This is a genomic window from Amycolatopsis sp. Hca4, from assembly GCF_013364075.1.
Lineage (GTDB): Bacteria > Actinomycetota > Actinomycetes > Mycobacteriales > Pseudonocardiaceae > Amycolatopsis.
Window position 1 is genome coordinate 8,876,510 of the sequence record NZ_CP054925.1, and the last position, 13,748, is coordinate 8,890,257.

The window sequence follows — 13,748 nt, forward strand, 5'->3', positions numbered from 1 at the left end:
CGGCGAGTAGGGTGACGCGCCGCTCACTGGACGTGGCTTACCCTGGGCGGCATGCAGAGACTGAGCGGCCTCGACGCGAGCTTTCTCTACCTGGAGACGTCGTCGCAGGTCCTGCACGTCTGCGGGCTGCTGGTCCTCGACGGGTCGACCGTCCCCGGCGGCTACTCCTTCGCGAAGTTCCAGGACCGGCTCGAGGAACGCGTCCGGGCGATCCCGGCGTTCCGCCGCAAACTGCACAACCCGCTGTGGAACCTCAGCCACCCCGTGTGGGTCGAGGACGAGGAGTTCGACCTCGACCACCACGTGCACCGCATCGGCGTGCCCGCTCCCGGCGACCGCGCCGAGCTGGCCGCGCTGTGCGCGCACATCGCCGGGCAGCAGCTCGACCGGGCGCACCCGCTGTGGCAGCTCTACGTCATCGAAGGCCTCGCCGACGGGCAGCTCGCCGTGCTGCTCAAGATGCACCACGCGAGCGTCGACGGCGTGAGCGGGGCCAGCCTGATCACCCACCTGGCCGGGCTCGAGCCGGACGCGCCGATGCCGGCGGTCGAACAGCCGCGCAACACCGGGCTGCCGTCGCCGCTGGACCTGCTGCGGTCCGGGGTCGGCAGCGTCGTGAAGCGGCCCGCCGAGGTCGCCCGGCTGCTGCCCGACCTGCTCGGCCTGATGCCGCGCTGGGTCGGCCGGGCGTTGCGCGGCAAGGGGATGCCGGTCCCGTTCACCGCGCCGCGGACCTCGCTCAACGGCACGATCACCGGTCACCGCAGCGTCGCCTTCGCCCAGCTCGACCTCGCCGAAATCAAGGACGTCAAGAACGCCTTCGGCGTCACGGTCAACGACGTCGTGCTCGCGCTCGTCGCCGGCGCGCTGCGCGAGTTCCTCGCCGAACGCGGCGAGCTGCCGGAGGACCCGCTGGTCGCCACCGTCCCGGTGTCGGTGCACGACCGGACCGAGCGCGACCACGGCAGCAACAAGGTTTCCGCGTTCTTCGCCTCCCTGCCGACCCACCTGGCCGACCCGGCCGCGCGGGTGTTCTTCCTCGCCGAGGCCAACCGGCGCTCGAAGGACCACCACCACGACATCGACGCCGACATGCTGCAGGACTGGGCGCAGTTCTCGGCCGCGACGGCGTTCGGGCTCGCCGTGCGCGCGTATTCGGCGCTGCGCCTGGCCGAAAAGCACCCGGTGGTGCACAACCTGGTCGTCTCGAACGTGCCCGGGCCGCCGATGCCGCTGTACTTCCTCGGCGCGCGGATCACCGGCTTCTACCCGCTCGGCCCGGTCTTCCACGGCGCCGGGCTGAACGTCACCGTGCTGTCGAACGCGGGGAAGGTGCACGTCGGCCTGCTCGGCGCCCGTGAGCTGGTCAAGGACCTGTGGCCGCTCGCCGACGCGCTCCCGGACGCGCTCGCCGAGCTGCTCAAGGCCGCGGGCTGAGCACCACGACCGGGATCTCCCGGTCGGTCCAGGCCTGGTACTTCGCGAAGTCCGCGTACAGCTCGACCAGCCGCGGCCACAGCTCGGCGCGTTCGGCGCCCCCGGCGACCCGGGCGGTGACCGGAACCCCGCGCCGGCCCTTGAGGTGCACGCGGGTTTCCGGGTGCGCCAGCAGGTTGAAGTACCACTGCGGGTGCCGGGGCAGCCCGCCCTGCGAGCCGACGACGACGACGTCCTCGCCGGAGCGCAGGTACAGCAGCGGCGTGGTGAACAACCGCCCGGACCTGCGGCCGCGGTGTTCCAGCAGCAGCGTCGGCACCGGCTTGCGGAACCCGGCGCCGATCCGCCACGTGCTGCCGACGCGGCCGCCGGTCAGCCGGAAGACCGCCACCTGCGCCTTCGCCGCGTACTTCATCACCTTCGCCGTCACCGGCGAGTCGAGGCCGCCGGGCTTGGCGTCGGGCAGGCTGAAGCGTCCCATCATGGCTTCCTTCCTCGGAGGGAGTGGACCGCGGCGAGCAGGGCGGGCACCCAGCGGTCGGCGGCCAGCACGCAGGCGGCGTGCCCGGCCGCGACCTCGTAGGTGGCCGCGCCGGGGATCCGGCGGGCCAGCGACCGCTGGTGGGCGGGCGCGATGAACCGGTCCCGCGCCGTCACCACGACCGCCGACGGCAGCCGCAGCGTGTGCAGCCACGGCGTCGAGTCGAACCGGCCGATCTCGTCGACGGCGACCGCGATCTCCCACGGCCGGGTCGACCGGAACTCGCGCAGCCCCCACCGGTAGTCCTCGACGCGCTGCCGCGGCGCCTCCGGGACCACCGGGAGCCGCACGCGCTCGCGCAGCCGCCGCAGCGCCCGGCCGGTCACGTCGAGCGCGACGCGCTGGCGCAGCCCGCGGCGGAAGCTGCTCGCGGTCGAGCACAGCACCAGTCCGGTAACACGTTCTGGTTCGGCGCGGGCGACGAGCTGGGCGACCAGTCCGCCCATCGAGTACCCGGCGAGCGCGAACCGCGCCAGGCCGAGCGCGTCGGCGACCGCGGTGACGTCCTCGGCGCAGTCGGCGAGCCGGAACCGCGGCGACCGGATGCCCCGGCCGTGCCACCGCTGGTCGAACACGACGACGCGGTGACGGCGCGCCAGTGCCGCCAGGGCCGGATACCAGGTCAGCAGGCCCGTGCAGGCCACCGAGTGCAGCAGGACGAGCGCGGGTGCGTCCCGCGGGCCGACGTCGGTGACCACCGTGCGGCCGCGGCCGGGCAGCTCCACCGGGGCCGGCTCGGGCACGCCCGCGGTCGGCGGCACGGTGATCAGCCGTCGTCTTCCCGCCACCTGCGCCACCCCCGGGGGTTGCCGTGCCCACCCTTTCCGGTTAAGACTAGAACAGGTTTCAATATTGCGCCCGATCCGGAGGACAGGCGTGGACTTCGCCCTTGACGATACGCAGACCGAGATCGCCGCCCTCGCCGCGAAAGTGCTCGGAGCACCCGACGATCCCTGGCGCGCGCTGGCCTCCTCGGGCCTGCTCGCGCTGGCGCTGCCCCCGGAGCTCGAAGGCGACGGCCTGGGCGTCGCGGAGGTCGCCCAGGTCCTGACCGAGGTCGGCCGGGTCGCCGCGCCGGTGCCCGCGTACGCCGCGCTCGCCATGGGCGTCCTGCCGGTCGAGTCGCTCGGCACCCCCGCCCAGCGCGCGGAGTTCCTGCCGCCGGTCGCGGCCGGGGAGGCCCTGCTCACCGCGGCCCTGCACGAGCCGTCCGCGCCGCTGGCCGCCGAACCCGCCACGACCGCCCGGCCCGCGGACGGGAAATGGCTGATCAGCGGCGTGAAGACGGCGGTACCGCACGCGGCGGGCGCCACACGGATCCTCACGCCGGTGAGCACCGCGCACGGCAGCGCCGTCTACCTGGTCGACCCGCACGCCGACGGCGTCACGCTCGTCCCGACACCCACTTCGGCCGGGACGCCGGAGTTCACCGTCCGGCTCGACGACGTCGCCGTCGAGGAAACGGACCTGCTGTTCGACCGGGGCGCGGTCGCGGCCCTGCACCGGTTCGCGCTGGCCGGCGCGCTGGCCCTCGGCGACGGCCTGCTGGCCGGCGCGCTGGCGCTGACCGTCAAGCACGTCGGCGAGCGCACCCAGTTCGGCCGGCCGCTCTCCGCCTTCCAGGCGGTGGCGGGCCAGATCGCCGACGTCTACGTGGCCGCGCGGACCGTGCACCTCGCCGCGACCTCCGCGGTGTGGCGGCTGGCTTCGGGGCTCGACGCCGACGCCGAACTGGACGTCGCCGCCTACTGGTTCACCTCGCAGGCCCCGCAGGCGCTGGCGACCTGCCACCACCTGCACGGCGGGATCGGCGTCGACGAAACCTACCCGCTGCACCGGTATTCGTCGGCGGTCAAGGACCTGGGCCGGGCTCTCGGCGGGGCCGCGCACCGGCTCGGCCGGCTCGGCGAACGAGTGGCGGGGTGAGCCGGATGCACGTCGAACTGACCACCGCGCAACGGCAGCTGCGCGCCGAGCTGCGCGAGTACTTCGCCGGCCTGATCAGCCCCGAGGAGCGCCGGGCGATGCGGCGCGAGCGGCACGGGCCGGTGTTCCGCGAGATCGTCCGCCGGATGGGCCGCGACGGCAGGCTCGGCGTCGGCTGGCCGGTCGAGTACGGCGGCCAGGGCTTCGGCGGGATCGAGCAGCACCTGTTCGTCGACGAGGCCGCCCGCGCCGACGTCCAGCTGCCGTCGGTCACGCTGCAGACGGTCGGCCCGACGCTGCAGGAGTTCGGCACCGACGAGCAGAAAGCCTTCTTCCTGCCGAAGATCCTGGCCGGGGAGATCCACTTCGCCATCGGCTACAGCGAACCGGAGGCGGGCACCGACCTCGCGGCGCTGCGGACCACGGCGGTGCGCGACGGCGACGAGTACGTCGTCAACGGCCAGAAGATCTTCACCACCGGCGGCCACGACGCCGACTACGTCTGGCTCGCCGTGCGGACCGCGCCGGACGCGCCGAAGCACAAGGGCATCTCGATCCTCATCGTCGACACGAGCGACCCCGGCTACTCGTGGACGCCGATCATCACCTGCGACGGCGCCCACCACGTCAACGCGACGTACTACTCGGACGTCCGCGTGCCGGCGAACCGCCTGGTGGGCCGGGAAAACGCGGGCTGGCGGCTGATCACGACGCAGCTCAACCACGAGCGCGTGATGCTCGGGCCGGCCGGGCGGATCGGCGGGCTGTACGACCGCGTCCGCGCCTGGGCGAGCGCGCACGGCCTGCTCGACCTCGCCGACGTGCGGGCCGTGCTCGCCGAGGCGCTGGCCGTGACCCGGGTGAACGAGCTGCTGAACTGGCAGGTCGCGGTGTCCTCGGCGAGCGCGCCGGTGGGCGTGGCCGACGCCTCGGCGACCAAGGTGTTCAGCTCCGAGGCCATCCAGCGGATCGGCCGGAACCTGGAGGAGGTCGTCGGCCGCCACGGCGACCTGGCCGATCCGGACACCGCCGAGCTGGCCGAATGGCTGGACCTCACCGCGAAACGCAACATCGTGCTGACCTTCGGCGGGGGCGTCAGCGAAATCCAACGGGAGCTGATCGCCTCGATCGGCCTGGGTCTGCCGAGGGTGCCACGATGAACGTCCGGGAAGCCGCCGACGCGATCGCCGCCGCGGGGGAATCCGCGCCGGGCCTGGCGCGGGATCCCGTGAACCAGGCCATGGTGAACAACTGGGTCGAGGCGATCGGGGACACCAACCCGGTGTACACCGATCCGGAGTTCGCTGCCGCGAGTGTCCACAAGGGATTGGTCGCGCCGCCGGCGATGGCCCAGGTGTGGACCATGAGGGGCCTGCACGGCACCCGGGCCGGGGACGACCCGCTCGGCGCGATGATGGCGGTGCTCGACGAGGCCGGGTTCACCTCCGTGGTGGCCACGAACTCGGAGCAGACCTACCACCGCTACCTCCGGCCGGGGGAGCACGTCGCGGCGACCACGCGGCTGGAGGACGTCGTCGGGCCGAAGAAGACCGCCTTGGGCGAAGGCTGGTTCGTGACCACGCGGACGACGTGGTACGTCGGCGAAGAGGCCGTCGCGGAGATGGTGTTCCGGGTGCTCAAGTTCCGCCCGCCCGCGCCGGAACCGCCGCCGTCGCCGGTGCTGCGGCCGGTGATCAACCGGGACACGGAGTTCTTCTGGGAGGGGCTGCGCGAGGGCGAGCTGCGGATCCAGCGCTGGGGCGAGACGCTGCGCCACCCGCCGGGGCCGATGCCGCCCGACGGCTCGCTCGACACCAAGCCCGACTACGTCGTCGCCAGTGGCCGGGGGACGGTGTACTCCTACGTCGTGCACCACCACCCGGCGGTGCCGGGCAAGCAGCTCCCGTTCGTGGTGGCCCTGGTGGAACTGGAAGAAGGGGTCCGCGTGATGGCCGAGCTCCTGGAGGCTTCTCCCGAGGAAGTCCACATCGGACTGCCGGTGGCCGCGGCGTTCGTCCGCGTCGACGACGACCTGACCCTGCCGGCGTGGAAGGTGGCCCGATGACCGTCGCCGAAGGGACCGAGCTGCCGCCGCTGACGATCGAGGCGACGCCGACGTTCGTCGTCAGCACGGCGCTGGCCACCCGGGACTTCCAAGACGTCCACCACGACCGCGACTCGGCGGTGGCCCGCGGCTCGAAGGACATCTTCCTCAACATCCTCACCGACACCGGACTGGTCCAGCGGTTCGTCTCCGCGTGGGCCGGGCCCGAGGCGCTGATCCGGTCGATCAAGATCCGGCTCGGCGTGCCCTGCTACGCCTACGACACGCTGACGTTCACCGGCCGGGTGGTCTCGGCTTCGGGACGGGACGTCGTCGTCTCGGTATCCGGTGTGGACAGTCTCGGCGAGCACGTCGCCGGCACCGTGGAGGTGACGCTGCCGTGACGCTCTCGGGCAGGGCGGCGATCGCCGGGATCGGCGCGACGGAGTTCTCCAAGGACTCCGGGCGCAGCGAACTGCGGCTCGCGGCCGAGTGTATTTCCCACGCACTGGCCGACGCCGGACTGAAGCCGTCCGATGTGGACGGGCTGGTGTCGTTCACCATGGACGGCAACGCGGAGATCGCGGTCGCGCGGGAACTGGGGATCCCCGAGCTGAAGTTCTTCAGCCGCATCCACTACGGCGGCGGCGCCGCGGCGGCGACCGTGCAGCAGGCCGCGATGGCGGTGGCGACCGGGGTCGCCGACGTCGTCGTCGCGTACCGGGCGTTCAACGAGCGGTCCGGGCACCGCTTCGGCCAGGTGTCGTCCGCGGCGGCCGGGCAGGTCAACTCCTCGGGCGTGGACAACGCGTTCCACTACCCGATGGGCATCGCGACCCCGGCGGCGACGGTGGCCATGGTCGCGCGGCGGTACCTGCACGACTACGGCGCGACGAGCGAGGACTTCGGCCGGGTGGCGGTGATCGACCGCAAGCACGCGGCGACCAACCCCAACGCGTGGTTCCACGGACGGCCGATCACCCTCGAGGAGCACCAGGCGTCGCGCTGGGTGGCCGAGCCGCTGCACCTGCTCGACTGCTGCCAGGAGAGCGACGGCGGGGTCGCGCTGGTCGTCACGAGCGTTTCGCGGGCCCGTGACCTGGCGCGGCCGCCGGCGGTGATCGCGGCGGCGGCGCAGGGGAGCGGGCCGGACCAGTACGTGATGACCAGCTACTACCGCGACGACCTGGCCGCGCTGCCGGAGATGGGTGTCGTGGGGCGGCAGCTGTGGGGCCAGTCGGGGCTGCAGCCGTCCGATGTGGACGTCGCGGTGCTGTACGACCACTTCACGCCGTACGTGCTGATGCAGCTGGAGGAGCTGGGCTTCTGCGGCCGCGGCGAGGCGAAGGACTTCATCGCCGACGGCGCGCTGGAGCTCGACGGCGCGTTGCCGCTCAACCCGCACGGCGGGCAGCTCGGCGAGGCGTACATCCACGGCATGAACGGCATCGCGGAGGGAGTCCGGCAGATCCGCGGGACGGCGGCCAACCAGGTCAAGGGGGCGGCCCGGGTGCTGGTCACGGCGGGTACGGGCGTGCCGACCAGCGGACTGGTCCTGACGGGTGACTGAGGCGTCACCTCATTGACGGCTGGTGCCCGGCCGTCGTGGGTGTCACGGTGGAGACACGACCCACGACGGAGAGTGAGGCCGATGGTCCACTGGGTGCTCACCGCGGTCTTCGCGGCGCTGGTGCTGCCGTGCGTGCTGCGCCTGGTCCGCCTCGACTACGCGCGGCTCGGGCCCGGGGTGCGCCACGGCGACCTGGCGGAGTTGCTGCTGGTGGTGGCGATGGTGGCGATGTTCTCCCCGGTCGGCGGCCCGATCCCGGCGGCGGGCTGGCAGGCGGTGCTGGTCCTGACAACGGGCTGGTTCGCGGCGGCGTGGTGGCGCGGCCGCGCCTGCGCCCACCACGCGCTGTCAGCGGCGGCGATGCTGTACATGGTGACGGCGATGCCCCACGCGGGGAACCACGGCCCATGGCTGACGATGTCGGCGATGGACGCCCGGGTGGCGGTGCCCCTGGCCGGGTTGGTGGCGGCGGGGTACTTCGTGGCGGACGCGGCTTGGTCGGGGGTGTCGGCGGTGCGGGGCTCGGCGGCCGTGGGGGTGGGGTCCGGTCAGGCTTCGCGTGCCGTGTGCCGAGTGGTGATGGGCGCGGGGATGGGCTACATGCTGTTGGCCTCGTCCTTGTGAGCACGGCGCCGGGAGGTCCCCGCCCCGGGGGACCCCCGAATTTCACGTTACCGGAGACCACCGACATTTCCGGGCGGCGAGGCGACTCAACCCGTGATCCGCCGCACCTCGCCGAGCGGGGTCTCCTCGACGACGGGGAGCGAAGCCGCCGGGTGGGACGTCGTCCACTGGGTTGCCGCCGCGATGTCGTTCTTCAACGCCGTGATCAGGTCCTCGGCCGAGGCGTACTTCTGCTGGTTCCGCAGGTGGGCGCCCAGCCACACCACCAGCGTCTCTCCGTACAAATCGCCCGCAAACTCCAGGACGTGCGCCTCCAGCAGGCGGTACCCGCCCGCGCCGTAGTACGTCGGGCGGCGGCCCACCGAGATCGCCGCCGGGAGGCGGGTGCCGTCCGGGCGGCCGATCCAGCCCGCCCACACCCCGTCGCCCAGGCTGCCGTCCTGGTCGCGCAACGCGATGTTGGCCGTCGGAAAGCCCAGCTCGCGGCCGCGCTTGTCGCCCGGTTCGACCGTTCCACGCACCACGAAGTATTCCGAAGTCACCCCACCACGGTAGCGGCTCGGACAACCCCGGCTCAGGACGTGGGCACCAGCACCGTGTCCGCCAGCACCGGCGCGTCGTCCCGCTCGGCCGCCGACGTCGTGACCAGCAGCCGGTCGTCCGCACGCCACACCCGGATGCGCAGCGTCTCGCCCGGGAACACCACCCCGGCGAACTTCGCCGCGAACGACGCCACCCGCGCCGGGTCGCCGTCGAGGAGCTCGTTGACCAGGACCCGCGCCACGATCCCGTACGTGCACAGCCCGTGCAGGATCGGCCGGTCGAACCCCGCCGCGTGCGCGAACTCCGGGTCCGCGTGCAGCGGGTTCCGGTCGCCGCACAGCCGGTACAGCAGCGCCTGCTGCGGCAGCGTCGGCGCCTCGAAGACGAAGTCCGGCTCCCGCGAGGGAAAAGCCACCCGGTCCGAAGGCCCCCGCGAGCCACCGAAACCGCCCTCGCCCCGCGCGAAGATGCTCGACCGGGCCGTCCACAAAGGATCGCCGGACGACGACGTGACCGAAACCTCCTGGACCACCACCGCCGCCTTGCCCTTGTCGTACACGTCCGATATCCGCGACCGCGCCACCGCCTTCCCCGACGTGGGAATCGGCTGGTGCAGGGTGATCTCCTGCTTGCCGTGCAGCACCTTCGCCAGGTCGATCTCCACCCCCGGGAACGACACCGCCGGCGGGTCGAACACGCGCAGGTTCGCCGCCACCGTCGCGAACGTCGGCAGCACCACCAGGTCCTGCTCGTAGGTGTACCGCAGCTCGTCCGGGCCCGCGCCCAGCGCCAGGTGGTACAGCAGCACGTCCGACGACGTCCAGGCGAAGCTCACCTCGCCGATCTCGGCACCGATGGCGACCTCGGGGTCGATGGGCACGCGGGGACTCCTATTCGTAGCTGATCGAGACCTCGTCGGTGACCGGCAGCGACTGGCAGGCCAGCACGATGCCGTCCGCCATGTCCTCGGCGTCGAGGACCTCGTTGTGCAGCATCTTCACCTCGCCCGAGACGATCCGGCACGCACACGCACTGCACTGTCCCTCGCGGCACGAGTAGGGCGCGTCCAGGCCCGCTTCCAGCAGGTGGTCGAGGAGCTTCCGCTGCCGCGGCCACGGGATGGACCGCGTGTCGCCGTCAAGGGTCACCGTCAGCGCGGCGGGGGACGCGTCCGAGACCGGCTCCTCATCGGCGGAAGCGGCTTCGAACGGGTTCCCGGTCAGCGAGGTGAACTTCTCGACGTGCACCCGCTCCCGCGGCACGCCGAGCTGCCCGAGCGCCTCCCGCGCGGCCGCCATGAACGGCGCCGGCCCGCACAGGAACGCCTCGTGCGAGGTGTATGCCGAAGCCAGCCCACGCAGCTGCGGGACGTCCGGCAGGCCCTGAACGCTCTCCAGCCAATGGATGACGACCAGCCGGTCTCCGTACCGCTTCGCCAGCGACGCCAGTTCACCCGCGAAGATCACCGAGCGCTCGTCCCGGTTCGCGTACACCAGCACGACCCGGCCCGAACCCTTTTCCAGAGCCGTTTTCAGGATGGCCAGCACCGGCGTGATGCCGCTGCCGCCGGCGAAGAGCAGGAAGTCCTCGTCCACCGAGGCCGGGCAGAACACCCCGGCCGGCGCGAGCACGTCGACCTGCATCCCCGGCTGCAGAGACGAGCAGATCCAGCTCGACCCGTAGCCGCCGTCGGTCCGCTTGACCGTCACCTGCACCCGGTTCTCGTGCGGCGCGCTCGACAGCGAATAGCACCGCGCCACCGAACCGGTCTTTTCGCTGGGAATGCGCAGGGTCAGGAACTGCCCGGCCCGGTAGGAAAAGGCCGAAGCGTGCTCCGGCGGGATCTCGAAGACCACCGACCGCGCGTCCGGGGTCTCGACGACGACGTCGGCGACGGTCAGCGTGTAGACCCGCTCAGCCATCGGCCACCGCCAGCGTGCCTCGCGCACCGCGTCGCCGATGCTGTCGGCCAGCTTCGGGCACGTGTCGAGCAACGCCGACGGCCCGTCCGCGTCCGCGAACACCGGGCAGGTGTCGGCGGGCCGGGACGTCCACTGGATGCTCGTGTGCTGGATGCTGTTCTTCTTCACCAGCACGCACGTCCCGCAGCTGCGGCACTCGTGCGGCCGCAGCCCGCCCGAAAGGAACTCGGTCTGCTCGGCGGTCGTCACACTTCCGCCTCGGTCTTCTGCCGCGCCAGGTTCTCCGCGACCTCCGCCGCCCACGCCTCGTTCGCCTTCGTCGTGTCCACTTCGAACTCGAACCGCTGCGTCATGTCCTCGGTGACGTCCGCCGCGTCGACGTAGAACTGCTGGTACCACCGGCGAAGCTGGTAGACCGGACCGTCCTCTTCGCACAGCAGCGGGTTGTCGATCTGCGTCTTGTGCTTCCAGATCTCGACATCCTGCAGGAACCCGGCGCCGATGCCGCGGGCCAGCTTCGCGGCGATCTTGTCCGCGTGCTCGTCGGAGATCCCCGGCAGCTTCTTGACCTTCATCCCGTACTGCAGCACGAACGACGTCGGCGTCACCGGGTAGTGGCAGTTGATGAGCACGCTCTCGATTTCGTAGCCCTGGAACGAGTTCACCAGTTTGTTGATCATGTACGACGGCCCGAAGTACGACGCCTCCGACCGCAGCAGGTTGTCCTCGCCGCCGTAGTTCGAAGCCATGCCCATGTCCGGGCGGCCCTTGGTGTTGAGGTACTGGGTGGCGATGTGGCCTTCGAAGACGTTCTTGAAGTACGTCGGGTAGGCGTAGTGGATGTAGAAGAAGTGCGCCATGTCCACGACGTTGTCGATGATCTCCCGGCAGTTGGACCCGTCGATGAAGATCTCGTCCCAGGTCCAGTTGCTCCACTCGTCGCTGTGGGCCGCCTCGATCCGCGGGATCGCCAGCTCCGGGGGCGGCGGGTTGCCTTCCGGGTCGTGCCAGACGAGCAGCTGCCCGTTCTGCACCTCCGACGTCCACGACCGCGTCCGCGCGCGCAGCGGAACCCGCTTGGCGTAGGGGATCGAGACGCACTTGCCCTTGCCGTTCCAGCGCCAGTCGTGGAACGGGCAGGCCACCTCGTCGCCCTTGACGCTGCCCTGGGTGAGGTCGCCGCCCATGTGCCGGCAGTAGCCGTCGAGCACGTGCAGCTCGCCCGCCGAATCCGCCCACACCACGAGCTTCGTGCCGAACGCGGTGACGGCGTGCGGTTTCCCGTCGCGGAAGGTCTCCGCCAGGCCCAGGCAGTGCCAGCCGCGGGCGAACCGGGTCGGCGGCTCGCCGGCGTAGATGGTGCGTACCGATTCCTGCGTCATCGCTGCCCTCCCGTGGTCCCCTGATCTTCGTTCGCCAGCCGCGTCGCCGCAAGGTAGCCGAACACCATGGCGGGGCCGATGGTCGCGCCCGGCCCGGCGTAGGTCCGGCCCATCACGGCCGCGCCGGCGTTGCCCGCGGCGAACAGGCCCGGCACGGCCGAGCCGTCCTCGCGCAGCACCTGCGCGTGTTCGTCGGTGCGCAGCCCGCCCTTGGTGCCCAGGTCGCCCGGCACGATCTTGACCGCGTAGTACGGCGCCTTGTCCAGGGGGCCGAGGCTGGGGTTGGGTTTGTTGCGCGGGTCGCCGTAGTAGTGGTCGTACTTGCTGACACCGCGGTGGAAGTCCTCGTCGATGCCTCGGCGGGCGAAGCCGTTGAAGCGCTCGACGGTGGCCTCCAGCCCGGAAGCCGGGACGTCGATCTTCGCCGCCAGCCCGGCCAGCGTCGACGACTTCGCCGCGATCCCGGCCTTGAACCAGCGGCCGGGCAGCGGCTGGCGCGGCCCGATGCCGGTGAACATGTACCGGTCCTTGTAGCGCTGGTCGAACACCAGCCAGGTCGGGATGTGCTGCCCCGGACCGTCCCCGGGTCCGTACATCGCGTGCACGGCCTCGACGTACGGCGCCGATTCGTTGACGAACCGCTCGCCGCGCGCGTCGACCATGATGCTGCGCGGCCGCGACCGCTCGGCCAGCGCGAACCACGGGCCGCCGGTGAGCGGCAGTGACGGGCCCCACCAGGCGTCGTCCATCAGGTCGAGTGCCGCGCCCAGCTTGAGGCCGGCGGTGATGCCGTCGCCGGTGTTGGCCTCCGCGCCGACGGTCCAGTCGACGCCGATCGGCGCGCGCTGGTACTTCTCGCGCATTTCGAGGTTCCGCTCGAAGCCGCCGCTGGCGAGGATCACGCCCCGCCGGGCCCCGACGACACCTTGCGGGGTGACAACGCCGGTCACGCGATCGCCGTCGACCTGCAGATCGACCAGCGGGGTGTTCAGCCGGACCTCGACCCCGGCCTGGGCGAGCCCGGCGCGGAGGCCGGCCGCAAGCGCTTGCCCCATGCTCAGCAGCTGCTGCCCGCGAAGCTTGCCGACGAGCCACTGCCGTGCCAGCGAGAGCAGGCGGACGGCACCGCGCGGGTGGCGGGCGAGCAGGCTCAGCCAGCGGTAGTCGGCCTGGGTGATCGGCACGCCGAGCGGGGGAGCGCTGTAGGGCGGTTCGAGGTGGGCCAGCTCCGGGCCCAGGAGCTTGCCGTCGAGGGCGACCGGTTCGACCGACCGGCCGCCGGGCCGCCCGCCGGGGGCTTCGGGGTGGTAGTCGCTGTAGTCGCGGACCCAGCGGAACTCCAGGGGCGTGTGGTCGCAGACGAACTCGAGCACCTCGGGCCCGTGCGCGAGGAACGTGTCGCGCCGGACGGCCGGGACGACGTCGCCGACGATCGAGGCGAGGTACTCGCGCGCCCGCTCGGGTGGTTCGTCGATCCCGGCGGCGCGCAGCGCGTGGTTGCCGGGCAGCCAGACGCCGCCGCCGGAGCGCGCGGTCGAGCCGCCGAAGCAGGCCGCCTTCTCCAGGACCACTACGCTCAGGCCATGGTGGGCCGCAGCCAGCGCGGCGGTCATCCCGGCGGCACCGCTGCCGACCACGACGACGTCGAACTGCTCGGTCATCTCACCTCGCTATAACGTGTTCCACGAACGAAGTCTCCAGTTGAGAGCCGCTTTCGGTCACCATAGACGAGAACGTGTTTCAGTTCTAGGGTAGCGAC

14 protein-coding genes are annotated in these 13,748 nt (G+C 71.9%); 7 read left to right on the plus strand and 7 right to left on the minus strand.

The window, feature by feature from the left end:
- The first annotated feature begins 51 nt into the window (after positions 1-51).
- The gene (locus HUT10_RS40430) at positions 52-1,437 is read left to right on the plus strand and encodes a wax ester/triacylglycerol synthase family O-acyltransferase (protein ID WP_176176008.1); all 1,386 of its coding nucleotides are present in this window, start codon (positions 52-54) and stop codon (positions 1,435-1,437) included.
- Here the strand turns inward: HUT10_RS40430 and HUT10_RS40435 are convergent.
- Together HUT10_RS40435 and HUT10_RS40440 are read right to left on the minus strand one after the other, a co-directional pair.
- The gene (locus tag HUT10_RS40435; protein WP_176176009.1) at positions 1,421-1,918 is read right to left on the minus strand and encodes a nitroreductase family deazaflavin-dependent oxidoreductase; all 498 of its coding nucleotides are present in this window, start codon (positions 1,916-1,918) and stop codon (positions 1,421-1,423) included. The genes HUT10_RS40430 and HUT10_RS40435 overlap by 17 nt on opposite strands.
- A complete protein-coding gene (locus HUT10_RS40440; RefSeq protein WP_176176010.1) occupies positions 1,918-2,766 on the minus strand; it encodes an alpha/beta fold hydrolase in 849 nt (282 codons plus the stop codon). Before HUT10_RS40440 ends, HUT10_RS40435 begins: the two co-directional genes overlap by 1 nt.
- A gap of 88 nt (positions 2,767-2,854) precedes the next feature.
- Here HUT10_RS40440 and HUT10_RS40445 point away from each other — a divergent pair, with 88 nt between their 5' ends.
- The 6 genes from HUT10_RS40445 to HUT10_RS40470 all read left to right on the plus strand — a co-directional run bounded on the left by HUT10_RS40445 (position 2,855) and on the right by HUT10_RS40470 (position 8,142).
- The gene (locus tag HUT10_RS40445) at positions 2,855-3,904 is read left to right on the plus strand and encodes an acyl-CoA dehydrogenase family protein (RefSeq protein ID WP_176176011.1); all 1,050 of its coding nucleotides are present in this window, start codon (positions 2,855-2,857) and stop codon (positions 3,902-3,904) included.
- A gap of 5 nt (positions 3,905-3,909) precedes the next feature.
- A complete protein-coding gene (locus tag HUT10_RS40450) occupies positions 3,910-5,064 on the plus strand; it encodes an acyl-CoA dehydrogenase family protein (RefSeq protein WP_176176012.1) in 1,155 nt (384 codons plus the stop codon).
- Positions 5,061-5,969 carry a bifunctional MaoC family dehydratase N-terminal/OB-fold nucleic acid binding domain-containing protein gene (locus HUT10_RS40455; protein ID WP_176176013.1) on the plus strand — a complete coding sequence of 303 codons (909 nt, stop codon included), beginning with the start codon at positions 5,061-5,063 and terminating at the stop codon, positions 5,967-5,969. Before HUT10_RS40450 ends, HUT10_RS40455 begins: the two co-directional genes overlap by 4 nt.
- Positions 5,966-6,352 (plus strand): acyl dehydratase, encoded by a 387-nt coding sequence (locus tag HUT10_RS40460; protein ID WP_176176014.1) that lies wholly within the window; start codon positions 5,966-5,968, stop codon positions 6,350-6,352. The genes HUT10_RS40455 and HUT10_RS40460 overlap by 4 nt, the downstream gene beginning before the upstream one ends.
- Complete coding sequence (locus tag HUT10_RS40465; RefSeq protein ID WP_176176015.1) at positions 6,349-7,518, plus strand: lipid-transfer protein; 1,170 nt, start codon at positions 6,349-6,351, stop codon at positions 7,516-7,518. Before HUT10_RS40460 ends, HUT10_RS40465 begins: the two co-directional genes overlap by 4 nt.
- Positions 7,519-7,599: 81 nt before the next feature.
- A complete protein-coding gene (locus tag HUT10_RS40470) occupies positions 7,600-8,142 on the plus strand; it encodes a DUF5134 domain-containing protein (protein ID WP_176176016.1) in 543 nt (180 codons plus the stop codon).
- 86 nt (positions 8,143-8,228) lie between these two features.
- On the opposite strand, the gene HUT10_RS40475 is transcribed toward HUT10_RS40470, so the two are convergent.
- The 5 genes from HUT10_RS40475 to kstD all read right to left on the minus strand — a co-directional run bounded on the left by HUT10_RS40475 (position 8,229) and on the right by kstD (position 13,650).
- Positions 8,229-8,684, minus strand: a complete 456-nt coding sequence (locus tag HUT10_RS40475; RefSeq protein WP_176176017.1) for a riboflavin kinase — start codon at positions 8,682-8,684, stop codon at positions 8,229-8,231.
- 32 nt (positions 8,685-8,716) lie between these two features.
- The gene (locus HUT10_RS40480; protein WP_176176018.1) at positions 8,717-9,565 is read right to left on the minus strand and encodes a MaoC/PaaZ C-terminal domain-containing protein; all 849 of its coding nucleotides are present in this window, start codon (positions 9,563-9,565) and stop codon (positions 8,717-8,719) included.
- A 10-nt stretch (positions 9,566-9,575) separates the two neighbouring features.
- Positions 9,576-10,607, minus strand: a complete 1,032-nt coding sequence (locus HUT10_RS40485; protein ID WP_176176019.1) for a ferredoxin--NADP reductase — start codon at positions 10,605-10,607, stop codon at positions 9,576-9,578.
- Positions 10,608-10,852: 245 nt separating this feature from the next.
- Positions 10,853-11,989 (minus strand): Rieske 2Fe-2S domain-containing protein, encoded by a 1,137-nt coding sequence (locus HUT10_RS40495; RefSeq protein ID WP_176176020.1) that lies wholly within the window; start codon positions 11,987-11,989, stop codon positions 10,853-10,855.
- Positions 11,986-13,650: a 3-oxosteroid 1-dehydrogenase gene (gene kstD, locus HUT10_RS40500; RefSeq protein ID WP_176176021.1), complete on the minus strand. Its 1,665-nt coding sequence runs from the start codon at positions 13,648-13,650 to the stop codon at positions 11,986-11,988. The genes HUT10_RS40495 and kstD overlap by 4 nt, the downstream gene beginning before the upstream one ends.
- Between the last annotated feature and the right edge of the window lie 98 nt (positions 13,651-13,748).